This window comes from Pseudomonas sp. GM78, assembly GCF_000282475.1.
GTDB lineage: Bacteria > Pseudomonadota > Gammaproteobacteria > Pseudomonadales > Pseudomonadaceae > Aquipseudomonas.
In genome coordinates this window covers 39846-62077 of the sequence record NZ_AKJF01000120.1, presented here as the reverse complement: position 1 = coordinate 62077, position 22232 = coordinate 39846, and the positions used below count along the sequence as shown (strand labels likewise).

At 59.0% G+C, this 22232-nt stretch carries 20 protein-coding genes; 5 read left to right on the top strand and 15 right to left on the bottom strand.

The genetic code is table 11. From position 1 onward, the window contains the following. Window positions 1-4: 4 nt before the first annotated feature. From PMI35_RS34075 to PMI35_RS12660, 3 genes are all read right to left on the bottom strand, one after another. On the bottom strand, window positions 5-445 hold the full coding sequence (locus PMI35_RS34075) for a tail fiber domain-containing protein (RefSeq protein WP_008061339.1): 441 nt from the start codon (window positions 443-445) through the stop codon (window positions 5-7). Between the two features lie 160 nt (window positions 446-605). Continuing rightward, on the bottom strand, window positions 606-1802 hold the full coding sequence (locus tag PMI35_RS12655) for an MFS transporter (RefSeq protein WP_008061338.1): 1197 nt from the start codon (window positions 1800-1802) through the stop codon (window positions 606-608). 293 nt (window positions 1803-2095) lie between these two features. Continuing rightward, complete coding sequence (locus tag PMI35_RS12660) at window positions 2096-3682, bottom strand: ABC-F family ATPase (protein ID WP_081504846.1); 1587 nt, start codon at window positions 3680-3682, stop codon at window positions 2096-2098. Between the two features lie 491 nt (window positions 3683-4173). On the opposite strand from PMI35_RS12660, the gene lpxO reads away from it, so the two are divergent. Next, window positions 4174-5073, top strand: coding sequence for a lipid A hydroxylase LpxO (gene lpxO, locus PMI35_RS12665; RefSeq protein ID WP_008061336.1), 900 nt, complete (start codon window positions 4174-4176; stop codon window positions 5071-5073). 118 nt (window positions 5074-5191) lie between these two features. Here the strand turns inward: lpxO and ku are convergent, their stop codons facing one another. Then, a complete protein-coding gene (gene ku, locus PMI35_RS12670) occupies window positions 5192-6052 on the bottom strand; it encodes a non-homologous end joining protein Ku (RefSeq protein WP_008061335.1) in 861 nt (286 codons plus the stop codon). A 191-nt stretch (window positions 6053-6243) separates the two neighbouring features. Here ku and PMI35_RS12675 point away from each other — a divergent pair, with 191 nt between their 5' ends. Together PMI35_RS12675 and PMI35_RS12680 are read left to right on the top strand one after the other, a co-directional pair. Further along, a complete protein-coding gene (locus PMI35_RS12675) occupies window positions 6244-6588 on the top strand; it encodes a hypothetical protein (protein ID WP_008061330.1) in 345 nt (114 codons plus the stop codon). Window positions 6589-6639: 51 nt separating this feature from the next. After that, window positions 6640-7791 carry a PQQ-dependent sugar dehydrogenase gene (locus tag PMI35_RS12680; protein WP_008061329.1) on the top strand — a complete coding sequence of 384 codons (1152 nt, stop codon included), beginning with the start codon at window positions 6640-6642 and terminating at the stop codon, window positions 7789-7791. A gap of 69 nt (window positions 7792-7860) precedes the next feature. Here the strand turns inward: PMI35_RS12680 and eco are convergent, their stop codons facing one another. Beyond that, on the bottom strand, window positions 7861-8343 hold the full coding sequence (gene eco, locus PMI35_RS12685) for a serine protease inhibitor ecotin (protein ID WP_008061327.1): 483 nt from the start codon (window positions 8341-8343) through the stop codon (window positions 7861-7863). A 295-nt stretch (window positions 8344-8638) separates the two neighbouring features. Between eco and PMI35_RS12690 the strand changes: the two genes are divergently transcribed. Continuing rightward, window positions 8639-8911, top strand: coding sequence for a DUF1652 domain-containing protein (locus tag PMI35_RS12690; protein WP_008061324.1), 273 nt, complete (start codon window positions 8639-8641; stop codon window positions 8909-8911). 107 nt (window positions 8912-9018) lie between these two features. Here the strand turns inward: PMI35_RS12690 and PMI35_RS12695 are convergent, their stop codons facing one another. Next, complete coding sequence (locus PMI35_RS12695; protein WP_008061322.1) at window positions 9019-9291, bottom strand: DUF2790 domain-containing protein; 273 nt, start codon at window positions 9289-9291, stop codon at window positions 9019-9021. A gap of 352 nt (window positions 9292-9643) precedes the next feature. Here PMI35_RS12695 and PMI35_RS12700 point away from each other — a divergent pair, with 352 nt between their 5' ends. Next, the gene (locus PMI35_RS12700; RefSeq protein ID WP_008061313.1) at window positions 9644-10945 is read left to right on the top strand and encodes an OprD family porin; all 1302 of its coding nucleotides are present in this window, start codon (window positions 9644-9646) and stop codon (window positions 10943-10945) included. A 121-nt stretch (window positions 10946-11066) separates the two neighbouring features. Here PMI35_RS12700 and PMI35_RS12705 read toward each other — a convergent pair whose 3' ends face one another. The 9 genes from PMI35_RS12705 to PMI35_RS12745 form a co-directional block, all read right to left on the bottom strand. Then, window positions 11067-12011 (bottom strand): carbohydrate kinase family protein, encoded by a 945-nt coding sequence (locus PMI35_RS12705; protein WP_008061311.1) that lies wholly within the window; start codon window positions 12009-12011, stop codon window positions 11067-11069. A gap of 13 nt (window positions 12012-12024) precedes the next feature. Then, window positions 12025-13521 carry a xylulokinase gene (gene xylB / locus PMI35_RS12710; protein WP_008061310.1) on the bottom strand — a complete coding sequence of 499 codons (1497 nt, stop codon included), beginning with the start codon at window positions 13519-13521 and terminating at the stop codon, window positions 12025-12027. Between the two features lie 156 nt (window positions 13522-13677). Further along, window positions 13678-15150 carry a mannitol dehydrogenase family protein gene (locus PMI35_RS12715; protein WP_008061309.1) on the bottom strand — a complete coding sequence of 491 codons (1473 nt, stop codon included), beginning with the start codon at window positions 15148-15150 and terminating at the stop codon, window positions 13678-13680. A gap of 15 nt (window positions 15151-15165) precedes the next feature. Next, window positions 15166-16269, bottom strand: coding sequence for an ABC transporter ATP-binding protein (locus tag PMI35_RS12720; RefSeq protein WP_008061308.1), 1104 nt, complete (start codon window positions 16267-16269; stop codon window positions 15166-15168). Window positions 16270-16294: 25 nt separating this feature from the next. Next, window positions 16295-17125 (bottom strand): carbohydrate ABC transporter permease, encoded by an 831-nt coding sequence (locus PMI35_RS12725; RefSeq protein WP_008061307.1) that lies wholly within the window; start codon window positions 17123-17125, stop codon window positions 16295-16297. Between the two features lie 10 nt (window positions 17126-17135). After that, window positions 17136-18062, bottom strand: a complete 927-nt coding sequence (locus PMI35_RS12730; RefSeq protein ID WP_008061306.1) for a carbohydrate ABC transporter permease — start codon at window positions 18060-18062, stop codon at window positions 17136-17138. 153 nt (window positions 18063-18215) lie between these two features. Continuing rightward, the gene (locus PMI35_RS12735; protein WP_008061305.1) at window positions 18216-19526 is read right to left on the bottom strand and encodes an ABC transporter substrate-binding protein; all 1311 of its coding nucleotides are present in this window, start codon (window positions 19524-19526) and stop codon (window positions 18216-18218) included. Between the two features lie 262 nt (window positions 19527-19788). Beyond that, window positions 19789-20694 (bottom strand): AraC family transcriptional regulator, encoded by a 906-nt coding sequence (locus PMI35_RS12740; RefSeq protein WP_008061304.1) that lies wholly within the window; start codon window positions 20692-20694, stop codon window positions 19789-19791. A gap of 137 nt (window positions 20695-20831) precedes the next feature. Further along, the gene (locus PMI35_RS12745; protein ID WP_008061303.1) at window positions 20832-22127 is read right to left on the bottom strand and encodes a glycosyltransferase; all 1296 of its coding nucleotides are present in this window, start codon (window positions 22125-22127) and stop codon (window positions 20832-20834) included. Window positions 22128-22232: the final 105 nt, after the last annotated feature.

The window sequence follows — 22232 nt, the reverse complement described above, 5'->3', positions numbered from 1 at the left end:
TTCGTTACTTGTTTGCCAAGGCTGTTTCCAGGGTTTGAACTCTGGCATTCAGTTCGCGAACGGATTCGATTAATGGTGCAACTAGTTTTTGATAGTCCACTTGCAGGTGATCACCTTCAGTGCGTACCAACTGTGGGTAGACCTTTTGTACATCTTGCGCGATCAGGCCGACGTCAGCCTGGTCGTTTTGTTTCCAGTTGAATGTCACGCCACGGAGTTTAAGCAGATTCTCCGTCGGGTTTTCCAGACGCTGTACATTTTGTTTCAGGCGTTCATCGCTGAATGGGCAGCAATCGCCGCCAATGCCGCCAGAGCCCGGCGGGCCGCCAACATCATAGCAGACACCGTTGTGGCAGATTTGCTGTTGAACCGAACTTTCGGCGTTTGCAGTGGGGGTAATTAAGAACGCCAGCAATGGAGTAAGGAGTGTTAGAGCGGTTCGCATCGTCTATTCTTTCCGAGCAAGAGTTTAATGTAGATGTGTCGTCTACGATTTTGTCAAAGTTGATAATCAAAGCAACGATGGCACTCTGCGATAATTGATGCGTGATATTACTTGTTGTTGTATTTTGAAATGCTTTTATGGTTTTTTTTGTGTGGCTATTTCAACTAGTCGGGCTTGCAGCCTGACGTGATAGCAACAAAGTGAGACAAAGTCCGGTGACGGACAGCAACGCAGCGCAAAAGAAAATCCACGAGTACCCGAGGTTCAACGCCACCGCCCCCATCAACGGACCGGCAATCGCCAGGGCCAGGTCGAAAAACACCGCATAAGCACTCAAGCCCGCGCCACGACTGGAGTTGGGCACCTGCTTGATCGCTTCGACGCCCAGCGCTGGATACACCAGCGACAGACCGAAACCGGTCAGGCCGGCGCCGATCAAGGCATAGCCGGTCGAAGGCGCCAGCCACAGCAGTGCCAGGCCGACGGTCTCGATGGTCATGCAGGCAATGGCCGAAGTGAAGCCGCCAAAACGGCTGATGCTGGAAATGAATAACAACCGGGCCAGGATGAAGCACACTCCGAATACCGTCAGGCAATACGCCGCGCCGCTCCAGCCACGATTGATGTAATACAAGGTAATAAAAGTGGTGAGGGTGCCGTAGCCGATCGAGGCCAGGCTCAGGCTTGCGCCAAAGGGTGCAATGCGCCCGAACACCGCCCAGAATGGAAGACGCTCGCCACGAATGACCGGCACCGACGGTTTGTTGCGGATCAGCAGCAGCGCCGCCAGGGCCATCAGCGACAACGCGATGCCCAGGCTGGCGAACCCCAGCTGATCGACCATCACCACGCCCGCTGGCGCGCCAATGGCAATGGCGCCGTAGGAAGCGATGCCGTTCCAGGATATCGAGCGCGCGGTGTGTTCGGCGCCGACCTGGCCCATGCACCAACTGATGGTGCCAACACCGATCAGTCCCTGGGCGATCCCTAGCAGCAGGCGGCCGGCGATCAGGATCAACAGGCTGAGAAGGGGCAGGCTTTGCAATAACACCGACAGCAAGGTCAGCCCGCCGCTCAAGACAATCCCCACCAGCCCGTAGATGATGGCGCGCTTGGTACCGACATTGTCCGACATGCGCCCGGCCATGGGCCGGCTGAGCAGGGTGGCCAGGTATTGCGAGCCTATGGTCAGCCCGGCGACCACGGCGCTGAACCCCAGTTGTTCATGGACATACCCCGGCAAGACTGCAATCGGCAGGCCGATGCAGAGGAAGGCGACGAAGGTATAGAAAACGATGGAAACGATCTGCAAGGTGATCGCCATGGAGCTTTGCGGTGGCTGTTCTTGCGCAGACATGAGGGCTCGTTCGCGGGCGGCGGTGGGAGAACTGCATGATGGCGCGGTGGCGGAATAAAAGAAAGCAGGCTAACTAATTTGGTTTGATATTCTCGTTGATCTTGACGGCCTCATCGTCGGAGCGCCGCCCGGAGCAGGCTCGCTCCCACATTTGAAATGCATTCCCCTGTGGGAGCGAGCCTGCTCGCGAAGGTTTCGACACCACAGAAAATCATGAGTCTGAATGCAAAAAGCCCCGTCACAAAGGACAGGGCTTTTACTTGCAGCTTGCAGCTTGAAACTAATAGCTGCCCTTAGAACACCACACCCTGGCTACGCAGGTAATCGTCATAGGTACCGCTGAAGTCGGTCACGCCGTTAGGGCTCAACTCGATGATGCGGGTAGCCAAAGACGATACGAACTCACGGTCGTGGCTGACGAAGATCAGCGTGCCCGGGTAGTTTTCCAGCGCCAGGTTGAGCGCTTCGATGGATTCCATGTCCAGGTGGTTGGTCGGTTCGTCCATCACCAGCACGTTCGGCTTTTGCAGGATCAGCTTGCCGAACAGCATGCGGCCTTGCTCACCACCGGAGATGACCTTGACCGACTTGAGGATCTCGTCGTTGGAGAACAGCATGCGGCCCAGGGTGCCACGAATCATCTGCTCGCCCTGGGTCCACTGGCCCATCCAGTCGAAAAGGCTGACATCGTCTTCGAAGTCGTGGGCGTGGTCCTGGGCGTAGTAGCCCAGCTCTGCAGCGTCGGTCCACTTGACGGTGCCGGCATCCGGGGTCAGTTCGTTGACCAGGGTGCGCAGCAGGGTGGTTTTACCGATACCGTTCGGGCCAATGATCGCCACGCGCTCGCCGGCTTCAACAACGAAGCTGAAATCCTTGAACAGCGGTTTGCCGTCGAAGCCTTTGGCCATGCGTTCGACGATGACCGCTTGACGGTGCAGCTTCTTGGTCTGTTCGAAACGGATGAACGGGCTCACACGACTCGAAGGCTTGACCTCGGCCAGCTGGATCTTGTCGATCGCCTTGGCGCGGGAGGTCGCCTGCTTGGCTTTCGAGGCGTTGGCCGAGAAGCGGCTGACGAACGATTGCAGCTCGGAGATCTGCGCTTTCTTCTTGGCGTTGTCCGACAGCAGTTGCTCGCGGGACTGGGTCGCCACGGTCATGTACTCGTCGTAGTTACCCGGGAACAGGCGCAGCTCGCCGTAGTCCAGGTCAGCCATGTGCGTGCACACGCTGTTCAGGAAGTGACGGTCGTGAGAGATGATGATCATCAAGCTGGAGCGCTGGGTCAGAACGTTTTCCAACCAGCGGATGGTGTTGATGTCCAGGTGGTTGGTTGGTTCGTCGAGCAGCAGCACTTCAGGATCGGAGAACAGCGCCTGAGCCAGCAATACTCGCAGCTTCCAGCCTGGGGAAACTTCGCTCATCGGGCCGAAATGCTGCTCAATGCCGATACCCAGGCCCAGCAACAGTTCACCGGCACGGGATTCGGCAGTGTAGCCGTCCATTTCTGCGAATTCGGTTTCCAGCTCGGCCACGGCCATGCCGTCTTCTTCGGTCATTTCCGGCAGCGAGTAGATGCGGTCGCGCTCGGCCTTGACCTTCCACAGCTCTTCGTGACCCATGATCACGGTGTCGATCACGGTGAATTCTTCGTAGGCGAACTGGTCCTGGCGCAGTTTACCCAGGCGCACGTTCGGTTCCAGCATGACCTGGCCGCCGGATGGATCAAGGTCGCTACCGAGGATTTTCATGAAGGTCGACTTACCGCAACCGTTGGCGCCGATCAGGCCGTAGCGGTTGCCCGCGCCGAATTTGACCGAAACGTTTTCGAACAACGGCTTGGCGCCGAACTGCATCGTGATGTTAGCTGTAGAAATCAAAGGTTTTTCCTGCGAAGCATTCAGAGTAGCTAGGGTTGCGGCAGTACCGATTCAGTACCCGTTCACGCTGTTCGACCATGGGCAGTACATCCCGGTCAGCAGCGCAAGATCCATTTGGCAATAAGTGGACAGCAGCATAGGGAGCGCTTGGCCCGAGTCGAAGTGCGCTGAGGCCGGGATTTCCCGTCATCAACCAAGGGGGGCGCGTAAAGTTTGGCGGCGATTGTACTGGTCTGGCTATATAAACGATAGGGCAATAAGGCCGCACCGACGCATTGACGGTATCAACGGACAGATTTTCACATCTTAAAGCTAACAATTGGTTACAAGCGATGGCTAAAATGCCATCTTTCACTGGGTGCCAAACGTTGGCATCGGCTCAAGGACGGTCCTTCGGGACAGTTTTCTGGTTTTCAAACGCTGCGCAAGCTCCACAGGTGATTTGGTTGCCAGGGGCGCAGTTTGTTCACCTCTGACGTGTGACGATTTCCGTGAAACTCATCATTGCCGCTGTCTACGTTGTATCCATCGCGTATGTCCACCTGCGCGGTCGCGTACGCCACAAGCTGGGTCGCCAACTGAGCGACCACTCGACGTTCCTGGCGCCGATCAATTGCTTCCTTTATCTGTTCTCGAAGATCCCCAACAAGCCGTTTCTCAACCCGGCGGACTTTCCCGACCTGACGCCGCTGCAGACCCATTGGCAGGAAATTCGCGCCGAAGGCCAGAATCTGCTGAAGGCGGGGGAGATCAAACGCTCCAATGATTACGATGACGTCGGCTTCAACTCCTTCTTCAAGACCGGCTGGAAGCGCTTTTACCTCAAGTGGTACGGCGACAGCCACCCGTCGGCCATGAAGCTGTGCCCGCGCACCACTGAACTGGTGCAGAGCATCGGCTCGATCAAAGCGGCGATGTTCGCCGAATTGCCGCCGGGTTCCAAGCTGGTTCGCCATCGCGATCCCTATGCCGGTTCCTACCGGTATCACCTGGGGCTGGAAACGCCCAATGATGCCGGTTGCTACATCAACGTCGATGGCCAGAGCTATCACTGGCGCGACGGTGAAGCGGTGATGTTCGACGAGACGTTCATTCATTACGCAGAAAACACCACTGACCAGAACCGCATCATCCTGTTCTGCGATGTCGAGCGCCCGATGAAATATCGTTGGGCTGCTGCGTTCAATGGCTGGTTCAGCCGCCATGTGATGTCGGCTGCCGGTGCGCCGAATGAGGCGGGTGACAAGACCGGAGGCATCAACCGCCTGTTCGGCAGGATCTACAAGATCCGCCTGCGCGCCAAAGCCTTGAAGAAACGTAATCGCAAGCTTTATTACCTGCAGAAGTGGGCGTTCTTTGGTGGGTTGCTGGCGATCTTTGTCATGGTCTGATTCATTCGTTTGTCAAACTGACGTCATCGCGGGCGAGCCCGCTCCCACAGGTTTTGTGAACGCCGCCTATCACTGTGGGAGCGGGCTCGCCCGCGATGACGCCGGAAGGTCCAGTACATTATTTGCTGACTTTTTTCCTCGCAGCCGGTTTGGTCGTTGATTTGGCCTTGGCAGCAGGTTTGCTCTCCCCCTTGCCACCCAAACTGCGCTTGAGCAACTCGGTCAAGTCAATGACATCCGCCGTCTTGCGTTCCTCTTCGCCAGTGGCCGTTTCAACATCCTCGATCTTGCCTTCATGGGCCTTCTTGTCCACCAGGGCCATGATCTTGTCTTCGAATTCGTCCCGGTAATCATCCGGCGACCACTCGACACTCATGTCCTCTACCAGGCGCTTGGCCATGTCCAGTTCACCCTTGGCCAACTCGGCCTTGGTCACGTCGGGGCCCAATGCCAGCTCGTCCAGGCTACGCACTTCCGCCGGCCAGCGCAGTTTCACCAGGACCATGGCCGATTCCAGCGGCATCAAGGCAGCCAGGTATTGGCGGGTATGCAGTACCACACGAGCCAGCGCGACTTTATTGGTTTTGGTCAGGGTTTCGCGCAACAGGGCATAGACCTTGCCGCCGCGTTTATCCGGGGCCAGGTAGTAGGGCGTGTCGATGTTCTGCAGGGGGATCTGCTCGCTGTCGACGAAGGCAAAGATATCGATGGTCTGGGTCGACAGCGGATGCGCCGAGCGAATCTCCTCTTCGCTGAGCACCACGTAGCGGCCCTTTTCGTATTGCACGCCTTTGACGATGTGCTCTTTGGTGACTTCCTTGCCGGTGACTTTATTGACACGTTTATAGCCCACCGGGTCCATGCTGCGACTGTCCAGCCAGTCGAAATCCACCCCTTGGGATGACGTCGCCGAAACCAGCGCCACAGGGATATGCACCAACCCGAAACTGATCGCGCCTTTCCAGATTGCCCGTGCCATGGTGGTCTTCCCGAAAGTGATGTTCAGGTGACCTTGGGCCTGGCGCAAAAGTTTCAGCGGCCTGCAGGCCGGTCTTTCGGTCCATCAACGTCGTGTTACATCTTGCCGGCAATTTTGGGTTAACAAATCCGAACCCCAGGCGTAGCGTGCTATCGAAGACTTAATTCACGCATCCGTCGCGAGGCTCGCCCATGAACCGATGTGTACCTGGCCTTGTCGTGCTGGCATTGAGCGGCGTACTCGGCCACCTGGCCCAGGCCGGCGTCGCTTCCCCCGACACACCGTTACAGGTGGTGCAAAACCTGCCGGGCAGCACCAATAACAATCCCTACAACAGCCCGATCCGCCGGGCCAACCCAAACAGCATGCAAGGCACCCAGCCCAGTGCCCCAGCAATACGTGGGCCGAATACGGTGCCGGTGCCGCGGCCGCCGACCCTCGATAATGGCGGCATTGGCAATCGTTATCCGCACAATCCCTCGGCGCCCGCCAGCCCTCCTAAGTTCATCCCCAATCCGCCGCCCCGTAGCCCTTGAATGACAGGAAAAGCGTCCTGTTGGCCAATCCCATGACAAAAGGAATCGTGCATGTTGCGTAAAACCCTGCTGGGCACTTTCTGCGCCAGCACCTTGTTAGCCGTCAGCGCGCCTGTTCTGGCAGCGATCAGCCAAGACATGCAAAGCGAGCAGGGCACCCTTGAGGTCACCCCCATCGCCACAGGACTTGAACACCCTTGGGCGTTGGCCTTCCTGCCGGACCGTCAGGGAATGCTGGTCACCGAACGACCGGGCAACCTGCGCGTGGTAACCGCCGAGGGCAAGTTATCAGCGCCGCTCAACGGCGTGCCCAAGGTCTGGGCCAAGGGGCAGGGCGGTTTGCTGGATGTGGCGTTGTCCCCCGACTTCAAGCAGGACCGGATGATTTACCTGTCCTATGCCGAAGGCGGCGGCCAGGGCGGCAAGGCAGGTACCGCGGTCGGCCGTGGACGGCTGTCCGAAGACCTGACGACGCTGAAGGATTTCCGGGTGATTTTCCGTCAGGAGCCCAAGCTCTCGGTGGGCAACCATTTTGGTTCGCGGCTGGTGTTCGACCGGGATGGTTATCTGTTCGTTACCCTGGGGGAAAACAACGATCGTCCCACCGCCCAGGACCTCGACAAGTTGCAGGGCAAGGTCGTCAGGATCTATCCCGACGGCAACGTGCCCGATGACAATCCCTTTGCCTCCCAGGCCGGTGTGCGCCCGGAAATATGGGCCTACGGCGTTCGCAACCCGCAAGGCGCGGCGCTCAATCCCTGGACTGGTACGCTCTGGGAAAACGAGCACGGTCCCCTGGGCGGCGATGAGGTCAACATCATCGAGCGCGGCAGGAATTACGGCTGGCCGCTGGCCACCCATGGCATCAATTACTCGGGTCAGCCGATCCCGGAAGCCAAGGGCAAAACCGCCGAAGGTACTCTTGGGCCGCATCATGTCTGGGAGAAATCCCCGGGTTTGAGCGGCCTGGCATTCTACGACGGCGACCGCTTCAAGGCCTGGCAGCACAACGCGTTCATTGGCGCACTGGTGACCCGGGAGCTGATCCGCCTGCAGTTCGACGGCGACAGGGTGGTTCACGAAGAACGCTTGCTGGGCGAACTCGACAAGCGCATCCGCGATGTGCGGCAAGGGCCGGATGGGTATTTGTATGTGCTGACCGATGAAGAGGATGGCGCGCTGTACAAGATAGGGTTGAAGTAACGCTTACCCGATCGATCCCATGTGTGGAAACGATCGGGGTCTGAGTGGGGCCTGATGTACAAATGGCAGTTATTGCTCGACAGCCTTCTCGACCTTGCTCGAGGCCGACCAGACCCGGTAACGAACCTCGACGTCCTTGGGCACGTAGAGCACGATCGGCAGTTTGCTGTTGTAGCGCAGCATGAAACCATCACCGACCACCGGCACGAAATCCTGTTGGCGCTTGCCATCCGGGCAGGCCATCAGCGTGCTCATCGGGCCGATGACTTTTTCCAGGCGGTAGAACGGATACCCCCAACCTTCGAGGTTCTTCTCATCGAGAATACCGCCCAGGCGTTGGCGATTGCAGTCGACTTCCAGGGTCTTGCCAGCAAGGATCTGCACCTGGAAGTCGTCTTCACGGGTTTGCGGGGCGAGATGGATGACCTGGCGGGTGAAACCACTTTCCGGCTTCGGGAAGGGCGCAACTTCTTCGAGTTTTGCCCCGTGGGCGATGCTCGACAGCGTGACGGCGATCAGCCCGATGGTGGTGCTGAGGGTCGATGAACCCATGATGCCTCCTTGCGTTTGTGTGGTTGAGCGGATTCTGGGTCAACCATTCTCGACGGCGGCAGTGGCCAATGCAAATCCTTCGCCTCAGCGTGCAAATTGCAGGGCCGCCAGCAGCCTTTTTCGCAATTTGCATGAGCGTTTTTACGAGACCTTACAATAAGTCCTTGAATTACCGATGAGCTGCACAGCGAAATTCAAGGCATGTTTTATGCTGTACCTGTTCTTAAGCTGACCGGGATTTCATATGAGTCAGTGTCGATGGTTAATTGGCAGTCTCACAACGGAGAGGGTCGCCATGTTTCTTTCTGCCTTGGAACTTCGCAATATCATTGAAAGCAGTTTTCTACCGAAACGCTGTCAATGCACGTTGTCGCCGGACTTGTCGATGACCGTAAAAGTGTTTGCCGATGGTGAAACCGATCAAATCGATCTATTGAAAACCGGAATCGACGCCCAGCAACTCAATGGCTGTCGGGAAATCAACGAACTGATAGCCACGCTGCGTTCCGATCTTCAAAATCACTACACGGAACCCGGAAATACCCAGGGGATGCGCAAAGCGCTTTAAACCGTCGCTTCAAGTTCCGCCAATGCGCGCCGGGTCTGGAAAAAACCCAGACCCTGCGCCAGCACCGATCGGGCATCACGCTCCAAGTCTATTTCAGACTTTTTCCTTCAGTTCTGATAACTGCAAGCGTCGGAAAGTTTTCGATAGGCGATTTCTTCAGGTTGGCCCGATTGTGAGTCGATGTACTTCATTGTCGCGGTAATCACTTCGCAGTCCAGGGTGGTGGGTTCGCTCAGCGCAAGCACTTTGCCCACGTGCAATGGCATGCCGTAGTGGTAGGAAGGCACGTTTTGTGCGGAGGTGGTGTCATTGGCCTGTGCAACGCCGGTCGATGAGGCACAGACAAGGGCGATTGAAACGAGCAGGGCGCGCGAGTTCATGGGGCAATCTCCAGTGCGGATGCAAGTTAGCTCGACGTGTCGTCGAACCTGCCGCACTGGGCGTCAGAGGGCTCTGAGGGCGTGCGGTCCAGTAAAGTGTTGGACTGTGCGATTAAGCATTGGTTAACCCGACTGAACGCCACCTGTCGTACTGCCACTACCGTTCGGCGGCATTTATCAATTTAAAGCGGTCACTATTGAGACTAAAGTCGTCTGCAGTGAGAAAAAGCCTTCTGCCATCATTGCCGCTCACCCCGCGTGTTCAATTCAGCCCGGTCCTCTACAGGAGCGGATGAAGGCTATTTCTGGCTGATTGCGCCTTGGCGCAATCGCTGCATTGTTGGAGTTTTTAATGCGTCCCCCTTTTACGTTCATCCGCGCCCGCCAGTCATTGGGCTTCGGCGCTCTGGTCCTGTGCGCCGGTTTTACCGGGCCGGTTCAAGCGAGCGGTTTTATTGATGACACCACAGCGAAAATCGAATCACGTACGGTGTATTTCAACCGCGACTTTCGTGACGGTCACACCTCCAACGAGCAGGGCGCGTCCAAACGCGAAGAGTCAGCCCAGGGTTTCATACTCAATCTGCAATCGGGGTACACCGAGGGTACGCTGGGTTTCGGTGTCGATGCATTGGGCATGGCGGGATTCAAGCTCGATTCCAGCCCAGACAGCAGCAATAGTGGCCTGTTGCCGTCCAGCGGCAGTAACCCGCGTGGGTCGGCGGATGAATACACCAAGCTCGGCCTGACCGCCAAGGTGCGCGTCTCGCAGAGCGTACTGAAGTACGGCGCCCTGCTGCCGGATGTGCCGCTGCTCAAATACAACGACGGCCGCTTGCTGCCGACCATGTTCAATGGCGCGATGCTCACGTCCAGGGAAGTGAAAGACCTGAACTTCATGGCCGCGCGCCTGGACAAGTACACCGCCCGGGATTCTACCGATTCCCAGGACATCCGCGTGCACTGCAAGAACAAACGCTATGCCTGCAACATCACTGCCGATCATTTCGACATGTACGGCTTCGATTACCGGATCAACGAGCGGCTGACGGCTCAGTATCACTACGCCGAACTTGAAGACATCTACCGTCAGCACTTCGTCGGTGTGCTGGGCAATCAACCGCTGGGGGGCGGCGTGCTCAAGGCCGATCTGCGCTTGCTCAAGAGTGCCGACAGTGGCGCTGCCCGTGCCGGCTCCATCGACAACCGCGCCCTGAGCGCAATGCTTGCCTATGCCCTCGGCGGCCATACGTTCAGCGCTGGTTGGCAGCGCATGAACGGCGACAACTCGATGCCGTACCTCGATGGTACCAATCCGTACCTGGTCAACTACGTGCAGGTCAACGATTTCGCCGCGGCGCAGGAGCGCTCATGGCAGCTGCGTTACGACTATGACTTCAAGGCCATCGGCCTCAACGGCCTGACATTCCTGACCCGTTATGTGAACGGTGATCACATCAAGGTGCCGGGCAGCGATCAGGAAGGCAAGGAATGGGAACGCGACAGCGAACTCAAGTATGTGGTGCAAAGCGGGACGTTCAAGGACGTCAGCCTGCGGCTGCGCAATGCGACCTATCGCACCAACTACGAGCAATATGCCCGGGACGTGGATGAGACGCGGCTGATCATCAGCTACAATTTTTCGATCCTGTAGCGCCTGAAAGATTGCCATCGCGAGCAGGCTCGCTCCCACATTGGCCCGGGGGCGTACACAACATTTGTGAACGACCGGAGACCTTGTGGGAGCGAGCCTGCTCGCGATAGGGCCATCACATTCAACGCAACTCTATCTGATGGCGATACGGCAAATCCGGCCCGGTCTTGCTGCACGTCAGCGCAGCCGCCTGCACCGCAAACCTCACCATCGAGTCGATCTGCTGGCGACTCAGTTGCCGTACCCCCTCGACCGAATCCAGCCGCTGTTCGGTCAGCCAGGCAATCAACGCCGCCTGGAAGGTATCGCCGGCGCCCACGGTGTCGGCGATGACCACCGCGCAGGCCGGCACCGACCACGAACCGTGGGTCCGACTGAACACCGTCGCACCTTCGCCACCCCGGGTCAGGAACACCAGCTGGCAGCGGTGTTGCAGCCAGCCCTCGATGACCCGCGCCGGGTCCTGCCCGGGAAACAGCAGGCCCAGGTCCTCATCGCTGACCTTGATCAGATCGGCATGCTCGACCAGGGTGGCAACCCGCGAACGCCACAGCTCGATGTTCGGCTGCGGGTTAAGCCGCACGTTCGGATCAAGGCTGATCAGGCGCTTGCCGCTTTCCCGGCGCACCAGCTCCAGCAGGGTGTCGGCAATCGGCTGCACCACCAGGGAAAACGAACCGATGTGCAGGCCGCGCACTTGCGGCCCCAATGTCGGTAGATGCCCGGGTTGCAGTTGTCGATCCGCGCAGCCTTCGCCGCGGAAGCTGTAGTGCGGCGAGCCATTGGCCCCGACCGCGACCATCGCCAGGGTGGTTGGTGCGGCAAACTCCACCAGATAATCAGTGCACACGCCTTCTTCCTCCAACACCTGGAGCAAGCGCCGGCCGAGGTAGTCAGTGGACAAGCCGGCCAACAACGCAGCCTCCACGCCCAAACGGCGCAAGCCCACCGCAACGTTGAACGGCGAGCCACCGGCGATGGCCTTGAAATTCACTTTTGAAGCCAGGCCGCTGGCGTCGTTTTCACTGAAGAAATCGAACAGCGCTTCGCCACACACCAGATACATAGTTGTTCGCTCTTTATAGGGTTGCGACATTTTGTTGATAGCGTTCGTAGGCCAACTGCGAGGCCGCCACGTTTTCCGCAATTGGTAAGGTTTCACTGGCCGGATCGAACTTCACGCAGCGCTCGCACAGATCCGCCAGGCTGTCCTCATGCCCGGTTGCCCGGGACTTGCACCAGGCCGCCTGAATCGCCGCGCCAAGGGCGGCGGCTTCGCTTTGCTCGGGGCAGATGACTGTCATGTTCATGGTATCGGCAACGATCTGCCGCCACACCGCGCTCCTGGCGCCACCACCGATCAGGCAGATGCGCAGGCTTTGTAAGCCATTGTGGCGCAGCAGGTCCAGTCCGTAACGCAAACCGAAGGTCGTGCCTTCCACAACGGCGCGACACAGATTGGCCCGGGTCAGGTTGCTCATGGTCAGTCCCAGTACGCTGCCGGTGGCATGGGGCAGGGCAGGGACGCGTTCGCCGTTGAGGAACGGCAGCATGCTCACCCCTTCGGCGCCGATGGGGGCCAGGGCAACGAGCGCATTGAAATGCTCGATATCCAGATCGAACAATTCTCGGACCAGCCCCGTGGCGTTGGTCAGGTTCATGGTGCAAATCAATGGCAACCAACCGCCGCTGGATGAACAGAACGTAGCGACTGCAGCAATCGCGCTGACGTTCGGTTGCTCGGCATAGGCGTACACCGTGCCGGACGAACCGAGGCTCATGGTGATCGCACCCGGTTTGATGTTGCCGGTGCCGATGGCCCCCATCATGTTGTCGCCACCGCCGCTGGACACCAGCGCCTGCGGGTTGATGCCCAGGTGTTCGGCGATGCCCGGCAGCAGCGTGCCGACGGCTTGATGGGCATCGATCAGTTCCGGCAGCGCGGCTTGCAGACGCCCGCTGGGGTCGATGTAGCGCAGCAGCTGCACATCCCATTGGCGGGTACGTACGTTGAAATAGCCGGTGCCCGAGGCATCGCCGTACTCGCTGCAACTGCGACCGGTGAGCCAGAAGTTCAGGTAATCATGGGGCAGCAGGATGTGCGCGATGCGCGAGAACAGATCGGGGTGCTGTTCCTGGGTCCAGAGCAGTTTTGAAACCGTGTAGCCCGGTGCAATCACCACACCGAGACGTTCCAGAGAGCCTTTTTCGCCTCCCAGATGCTTGAGCAGTCGATCGTTCTGCGCGGTGGTTTCGGTGTCGCACCAGAGCTTGGCCGGGCGCAGGACCTGGCCTTGATCGTCGAGCAGCACCAGGCCATGTTGCTGGCCGGAAACGCCGATGCCGAGGATGTCCTGGCCATCGACCTCCGCTGCCAGCAATGCGCGGCGGGTGGCAAGGCTGAATGCCTCCAGCCATTGCGCCGTGTCTTGCTCACGGCGACCGTTGGCGCCGCTGATCAGCTTGTGCGCGGCGGCGCCCTGGCCCAGGACCTGGCCGCTGAGCGCATCGAGGACGATGGCTTTGGTGCCTTGGGTGCCGCAGTCGATGCCGAGGAATAGTTGTTGGGTTGCCATGGTGGATCCTTGGTGTGTCAGTTCGATCGCGGTGAGTCCATTCGCGAGCAAGCCCGCTCCCACAGTGGTGCGGGGTGGAACATGGATTTGTGTACGACATTGACCCCTGTGGGAGCGGGCTTGCCCGCGAAGACGGCAGTGGCTACACCACCGACATCACGCCAGAATCCGCTCCAGCGTGCGCGACACCCCAACCTCGCGCAAACTGTTGCAACACCACTCGAACGCCGCGACAAACTCCGCCGAACGTGGAATCGCCGTACCAAAAATCTCCTCAACCTCCAGCAACCGCTGGGTGATCAAGACATCATCAACCACCAGCGCCTGGCAAAACGCCGCACGCGGATCCGGAATCGAGTAGGTATTGCCACGCTCATCCACCCCCTTCAAATACAATGCCCACGCGGCAACGACCAGCGCTGCGCGTTTGGTTTCCCGGCCATCGGCAATCAAGCGGTTGATGGTCGGCACGGTGAATTTGGGAAACTTCGACGAACCGTCCGAACACACGCGCTCCAGCTGATCGGCAATTGCCTGGTTGGAGAAGCGTGCCACCAGCGTGTTCTTGTACTCGGTCAGGTCGATCCCCGGCACCGGCGACAACTGCGGTGTCACGTCCAGGTCCATGTAGGCACGCATGTAGCGCACGAACAGCGGGTCGTTCAGGGTCTCGTGGACGAAGCGGTAGCCCTTGAGGAACCCCAGGTAGGTCAGGGCCAGGTGACTGCCGTTGAGCAGCTTGATTTTCATTTCTTCGTAGGGGCTGACGTCGTCGGTGAACTGCACGCCGACCCTTTCCCAGGCCGGGCGGCCGTTGACGAACTTGTCCTCCAGCACCCATTGCGCGAACGGTTCGCAGACCACCGGCCAGGCGTCGTCGACCCCGTGCCGGTCGGCCAGTTGCTGGCGGTGTCGGGTGCTGGTCATCGGCGTAATGCGGTCGACCATGGCGTTGGGGAAGCTCACGTTGCGCTCGATCCAGTCGCGCAGATCGGTATCCAGCAGGGCGGCAAAGGCCAGCAGGGCCGTGCGGGTGACCGCGCCGTTGTGCGGCAGGTTATCGCAGGACATCAAGGTGAATGCCGGCGTGCCTGCCGCGCGGCGTTTGGCCAGGGCGGCGCAGAGGAAACCGAACACGGTTGTCGGGGCGTGCGGGTTCGCCAGGTCGTGCTGGATCTGCGGCAGATGGGCCATGAACTCGCCGTTGCTGTCGTCGATGCAGTAGCCACCCTCGGTGATCGTCAGCGAAACGATGCGGATCTCGGGGCTGGCGAGTTTGTCGATCAGCGCCTGGGCATCGTCTTCGGCCAGCAGCATGTCGCGGATGGCACCGATGATTCGCACTTGGGTGTCGTCGGTATCGCCGAGCTCGAACAAGGTGAACAGGTAGTCCTGTTGTTGCAGATCATCCCGGGCCCGGCGATCTTCGCCGCGCAGACCGACGCCGCAGATCGCCCAGTCCAGACCTTCGCCCTGGTTCATCAACGCATCGGTGTAATACGCCTGGTGGGCGCGGTGGAAACCGCCGACGCCAATGTGCGCGATGCCCTGGCGGGTGTCGCTCAGGGCGTAGGCGGGCCGGGCCACCGTAGGTGCGAGTCGCTGCAGGTTGTGTTTATCGAGTTTCATCACAGGCTCTCTGAATCAGGCAGCGACGCGCAACGGACGGGTCATCGCCACGCCGTCGGCATCGAACAAATGGCAGTGGCTGGCGTCCAGGTGCAGGCTCAAGGTCTCGCCGTAGCGGCTGGCCAGGTCCCCGCGAACACGCATCGTCAAGGCTTCGCCGTTGGCTGTGCGCACGTGGCAGAAGGTATCGCTGCCCAGGCGTTCGCTGACGTCGGCGGTCACGTGCAGCGTGCAGTCGCCGGGCGTAGCCAGTTCCAGGTGCTCCGGGCGAATCCCCAAGGTGACGGCGCCGCCGACCCTCAGGTTGGCGCCGCCGAGCGGCAGGCTGATGCGGGTGCCGGCGTCCAGTTGCACTTCGCAGCCCTGGCCATCGACCCGGCTGACCTGGCCCTTGAGGAAACCCATTTTCGGTGTGCCGAGAAAGCCTGCGACAAACAGGTTGGCCGGCTGGTGATAGAGGTCCAGCGGCGAGCCGATCTGTTCGATTTTGCCGCCATTGAGCACCACGACTTTATCGGCCATGGTCATCGCTTCGACCTGGTCGTGGGTCACGTAGATCATCGTGGCTTGCAAGTCTTTATGCAGGCGCAGCAGTTCAAGGCGCATCTGCACCCGCAGCGCGGCGTCGAGGTTGGACAGTGGTTCGTCGAACAGGAAAATTTTCGGATTGCGCACGATGGCGCGGCCAATCGCCACGCGTTGCCGTTGACCACCGGACAGCTGTTTGGGCTTGCGTTCGAGCATCGGTCCGAGCTCCAGGATGCGCGCCGCTTCACCGACTTTCTTCTCGACCTCGGCTTTCGGCACCCCGGCCAGGTCGAGGGCAAACGACATGTTCTTGCGCACGCTCATGTGCGGGTACAGGGCGTAGGTCTGGAACACCATCGCCAGGTCGCGCTTGGCCGGGCTGACTTCGGTGATGTCGCGGCCGTCGAGTTCGATGGAGCCACCGCTGACTTCTTCCAGCCCTGCGATCAGGCGCAGCAGGGTGGATTTGCCGCAACCGGACGGACCGACGAACACCACGAACTCCTTGTCGTTCACTTCCAGGTCGATGCCCTTGATGATGGAAAAGCCTTCGAAGCCTTTTTGCAGATTCTTGATTTTCAGGTTGGCCATGAGGATGGGCCTCCACGTGTTGTTGTTATTTCACGGCGCCGAACGACAGCCCGCGCACCAATTGTTTCTGGCTGATCCAGCCGAAGATCAGGATCGGCGCGCAGGCCAGGGTCGACACCGCCGACAACTTGGCCCAGAACAAACCTTCGGGGCTTGAGTACGAGGCGATCAACGCGGTCAGTGGCGCCGCTTTAGATGAGGTCAGGTTCAGCGACCAGAAAGCCTCGTTCCAGCACAGGATCAGCGACAGCAGCACGGTCGAGGCCAGGCCGCCCTTGGCGATCGGCAGCAGTACCCGGAGCATTTCCTGCCACAGCGTCGCGCCATCCAGGCGGGCGGCTTCGAGGATGTCTTTCGGGATGTCCTTGAAGTAGGTGTAAATCATCCAGACCACGATCGGCAGGTTGATCAGGGTGTAGATCACGATCAGTGCGATGCGTGTGTCGAGCAGGCCAAAGCTCTTGGCCAGCAGGTAGATCGGCATCAGTACGCCCACCGGCGGCAGCATCTTGGTGGAGAGCATCCACAACAGCGTGCCTTTGGTGCGCTGGGTTTCGTAAAACGCCATGGAGTAGGCTGCCGGCACCGCGATCAGCAGGCACAGGGCCGTGGCGCTGAACGAAATCACCACGGAGTTCCAGGCGAAACTTGCGTAGTCGCTGCGCTCGTTGATGTGCAGGTAGTTTTCCAGCGTCGGGGTGAAGATGAACTGCGGCGGTGTGGCGAACGCATCGATTTCGGTCTTGAAGCTGGTCAGCACCATCCAGAAGATCGGGAAGAAGATCAGGATCGCGATGGCCCAGGCCAATGTGCCCAGCAGCAGGCTTTGCAGGCGACGGGATTGTTGAAGAGTCATGGCGTGGGCCTCAGGCTTTGTCAGTCAGGTTTTTGCCGATCATGCGCACCAGCACGATGGCCGCGATGTTGGCGATCACCACCGCGATCAAGCCGCCTGCCGAGGCCATTCCGATATCGAACTGCACCAGCGCCTGGTTGTAGATCAGGTAGGCGAGGTTGGTCGAGGCGTAGCCGGGGCCGCCGTTGGTGGTGGTGAAGATTTCGGCGAACACCGAGAGCAGGAAGATGGTTTCGATCATCACCACCACCGCAATCGGTCGCGCCAGGTGCGGCAGGGTCAGGTGCCAGAAGATCGCGACCGGCCCGGCGCCATCGAGGCGCGCGGCTTCCTTCTGCTCCAAGTCCTGCGATTGCATCGCCGTCATCAGGATCAGGATCGCGAAGGGCAGCCATTGCCACGAGACAATGATGATGATCGACAGCAGCGGGTAGTGCGCCAGCCAGTCCACCGGTTGCGCGCCGAACAGCTTCCAGACGTAGGCGAGAATCCCCGACACCGGATGGAAAATCAGGTTCTTCCAGATCAGCGCGCCGACGGTGGGCATGATGAAGAACGGCGAGATCAGCAGCACCCGCACGATGCCGCGACCGAGAAACTCGCTGGCCTCCAGCAGGGCACTGATCAATACACCGAGCACCACGCTGATCAGCAACACACTGCCCACCAGCAACAGGGTATTGGTAGCGCCGGGCATGAAACCGGAGTCGGTCAGGAAGTAGTCGAAGTTCTCCAGCCCGACGAATTCGTTTTCACCCGGATTGAGCAGGTTGTAGCGAATCAGCGAAAAGTAAACGGTCATGCCCAGCGGCACGATCATCCACAGCAGCAGCAGCGCCACCGAAGGGCTGACCAGAAACCAGCCGGGGTTGGCCACGCGACTTTTACGCTGGGGTTGGACAATGTCCAGGTGAGCTTTGGCAGTTGAAGTATTCATGGCGTAAGAACCGATTCATGTAGACCAGTGAAGATCCAATGTGGGAGCGAGCCTGCTCGCGATGGCGGCGTATCAGCCACCCAAAATGTTGAAGCGCAAACCGTCATCGCGAGCAGGCTCGCTCCCACAGAAGGCAGGAGCGGGATTGCGCGGTTATTTCGGGTAACCGGCGCGCTTCATCTCGCGTTCGGTGGTTTGCTGGGCCGCGGCCAGGGCCTGGTCAACCGGAGTTTGGCCAATCAGCGCTGCCGAGAACGATTTACCGACCTGGGTGCCAATGCCCTGGAACTCCGGGATGGTCACCAGCTGAATGCCGATATAAGGCACCGGTTTGAGCGTCGGCTTGCCCGGGTCCGCTGCCTTGAGCGACTCCAGCGTGACCTTGGCAAATGGCGCGGCACTCAAGTAGGCCTCGCTGTAGGTCGAGGCCCGGGTGCCTGGCGGCACGTTGGCAATGCCGTCTTCTTGTGCCACCAGTGCAGCGTATTCCCTGGACGTGGCCCAGGCACTGAAGGTTTTTGCCGCGTCCTTGGCCTTGGAACTGGTCGGGATCGCCAGTGCCCAGGAGTACAACCAGGCCGAGCCTTTATCGGTGACCTCGTGGGGCGCGTAGGTGAAACCGACGTGGTCGCTGACCTTGCTCTGGGTCTTGTCGGTGACGAACGAGCCGGCGACGCTGGCATCGACCCAGATCGCGCATTTGCCGCTGTTGAACAGCGCCAGGTTTTCATTGAAGCCGTTGCTCGATACCCCAGGTGGTCCGGATTTCTTCATGGTGTCGACGTAGAAGTTCAGCGCGTTCTTCCATTCGGGACCGTTGAATTCCGGTTTCCACTGCTCATCGAACCAGCGAGCGCCATAGGCGTTCGCCACGGTGGTGACCAGCGCCATGTTTTCCCCCCAACCCGCCTTGCCGCGCAGGCAGATACCGTACTGTTCCTTATCCTTGTGGGTGAGTGTGTTGGCGAATTCGGCGATCTGGGTCCAGGTCGGGCGCTCGGGCATGGTCAGGCCGGCGTCCTTGAACAGGTCGGTGCGGTAATAGGTGATGGAGCTTTCAGCGTAGAAGGGCAAGGCATACAGCGTCCCTTTGACGGACAGGCCCTCGCGCACCGAGGGAAAAACATCGTCGAGGGCGTAGCTGGCCGGCAAATCCTTCATCGGCTCCAGCCAACCTTTCGCGCCCCACAGTGCGGCTTCGTACATGCCGATGGTCAGTACATCGAACTGTCCACCCTGGGTGGCGATGTCAGTGGTCAGGCGCTGACGCAGGACGTTTTCTTCGAGCACCACCCAGTTGAGCTTGATGTCCGGATGCTCGGCCTCGAAGGTTTTCGAGAGCTTTTGCATGCGAATCATGTCGCTGTTGTTGACGGTGGCGATCGTCAGGGTCTGGGCGCCAAGGCTGACGCTGCTGAGGGTCATGCAGGTGAGGGCAAGCAGAGCTTTTACAGAAGGTTGCATCGTGCACTCCTTTTCTGCACCCGAAGGCCACAGAAGGACAGTTATTGTTTTTGTATCTTCCGACGGCTGGAAGAATGTGCGCTGATTACAGCCTTCTATTGAGGGCGAGACAAATCATCCATCGCACTTGGATTGATACTTTTTTGCACTGGAGTTTGGAGGGGGAGACGCAGAGAAGGGCTTTTTCAGCGGTGGGACGACATCGAATCCGTACAGGTTTTGGGTTGAAATACAGCACCGCCGCGCCCACAGGGATTGTGTTTTAACCCAGGTTTTGCTCGGTCAACCGCTGCACCACCAACCGCCGGTAATGCGAAGGCGTCATGCCCTTGAGCTGCTGGAAACGCCGGTTGAAGTTGGAGATATTGTTGAAGCCTGACTCGAAGCACACGTCGGTCACCGGTTTGTCGCCATCGGCCAGCAGTTCGCAGGACTTGCTGATGCGCAGGCGATTGACGAACTCGATGAAGCAGCGCCCGGTGGCCTGCTTGAACACGCGGCTGAAGTAGGTCGGCTTCATGCCCAGATGCTCGGCGACTTCCTCCAGCGGCAACTCGCGGGCGTAGTGGGCAAAGATGTAATCCACCGCGCGGTTGGTGCGATCGATGTTGTGTTCGTCGGCCAGTTGCGGCGTCGTGGCACCGGACAGCAGTTGATAATCTTCGCAGGCCGCCAGCAACTCCAGCAGTATGAAAAAGTGCCCGAGGCGGGTCATGCCCTGGGTGTCGGCGATGCGCTGCATAAGGTCCATCGCCTTGCCGATCGTGTGTTTACAGCGAAACTCGATACCGTACTGCGCGCGTTCCAGCAGCGGCGCCAGGCTCCTGAGTTCGGCGAACACCTGGTAGCCGCTGTCGAACAGCTCGTCGGTGAAGTTGACTAGCATGTCGCGCTTGGGCACCACCTCATCTTCGGCCACCTGGCTGATCCAGTTGTGTGGCAGGTTGGGGCCCGTGAGAAACAGGGTTTGCGGATAGAAATTGCCGATGTAGTCGCCAATGAATACCTTGCCTGAACTGGCGACGATCAGGTGCAGCTCGTATTCCTTGTGAAAATGCCAGCGTACCAGGGGGCAGGGGAAGCCGTGCTGGCGATAGATGATGGACAGCCCGTTATGGTCGTCCATCAGTTCATAGGAAGGATCGGTGACTCTGGCGGTTCGGGTCATGTCAGCGCACTTTTTATTGTCATTGCACCTTGATCATGCCTCTTTCCAGGCCTGCAATGCCAGCTTGCAACGCTCCGGCCGTCCCGCTGGCGCCCGAGCATGTAACGCAGGGTCGTAGACCGCTTGGGTGCGAGTGCTTACAGTGGGTTTCGGTTTTTTGCTTCAATCCACTGCGCCATATATTGGGTACTTTTATTGTGGTGGTGGCGTAACATGCTGCCGGTGAAGTTATCCCTCCTGAGTTGCAACAAGTTCCGCTGGCAATACCGTAGTTTTTCTATCAGTGCCTGGCCATGTATCGATCGTTGATAACGATCGCTCAGGAGCGTCTGTCCAAAAGCCTGGGCGTCTTTCCAGCATGATTCATCCTTGTAGAGCTGAACCGCGCTATGAGCGAACGCTTGTGCTGTTTGGGCGATGACGCCCGGCCACGAGTGTTCGCCGTGCATGGCTTCGGCACCTATCGGTGTGGTGACACAGGGCGTTCCACAGAGCATGGCATCGACAATTTTGCCTTTGATGCCCGCACCAAAACGCAAAGGTGCCAGGCAAACCCGCGCCGCCGACATGACCTGCAATGCATCCTCTGTCCAGTTCATGACATGAAAACCTTGCGCCGCATTGTGCAGGGCCGTAGCTTTTGGTGGCGTGTAGGCACCGTAGATATGCAATTGGGCATTGGGCAGTCGTTCGCGGATCAACGGCCAGATCGTCGTTTTCATCCAGAGCACCGCATCCCAGTTCGGTGCATGTCGAAAATTACCGATGCTGATAAAGTGCGCACGATCTTCAAAAGCGGCCGGCGGCACGCAGGGCGGTTCGACCATCAGCGGACACCAGTGCAGCAAGTGGCGCGGCATGTTGAACTGTTCGACCAGTAACTCGATTTCCACTTCAGAGACCATCAGGTTCAAATCGCAACGATACAGCGCGGCAATTTCACGTTTTGCCAGGTCGGTATCAGCCATCAATTCGAATTCTTCGCGCAACGCGGGTGCGAACAGTTCGTTGAAATCATTGTTGTCGTCACTGGCCTTCAAACGGTCCTTGAGTCGCTGATGCCGAGCGTGCCGCAAGCTTTGCAAATCCGAGGTTTCAAGCACCCGCAACGCGTCAGGACAGTGCTTCTCTACACGCCAGCCAAACTGTTCCTCCATCATGAACTGATCGAACAGCACCATGTCTGGAGCCAGTTCGCGGACGAAGTCGTCGAAACTGCTGTTGTTCAATTCGATCGGTACTTCACGAATACCCAGTGTTGTCAGGTCAGCGCGATGCTCTCCGGTACCCGCGGGGCTGCTGAACGTAATGTCCCACCCCTGCTGCAAGAACGTCTCGAGAATTTGCAGCACATGCCCACTGGCTGCCGAAGAGCGAGGCTCGGGCCAGACGTAACCAATGACCAGGACTTTGGTTGCGTGGGGCAGGGTCATTGTTGTTCCTTCGGGCAGGTTATCGGGTAGAAATCGAGAGGGCGCAATTAAACCACAAGAGGGTTGACCCTGAGCGAAACCCCGCCGCCGCAGGTCGCCCTGCGG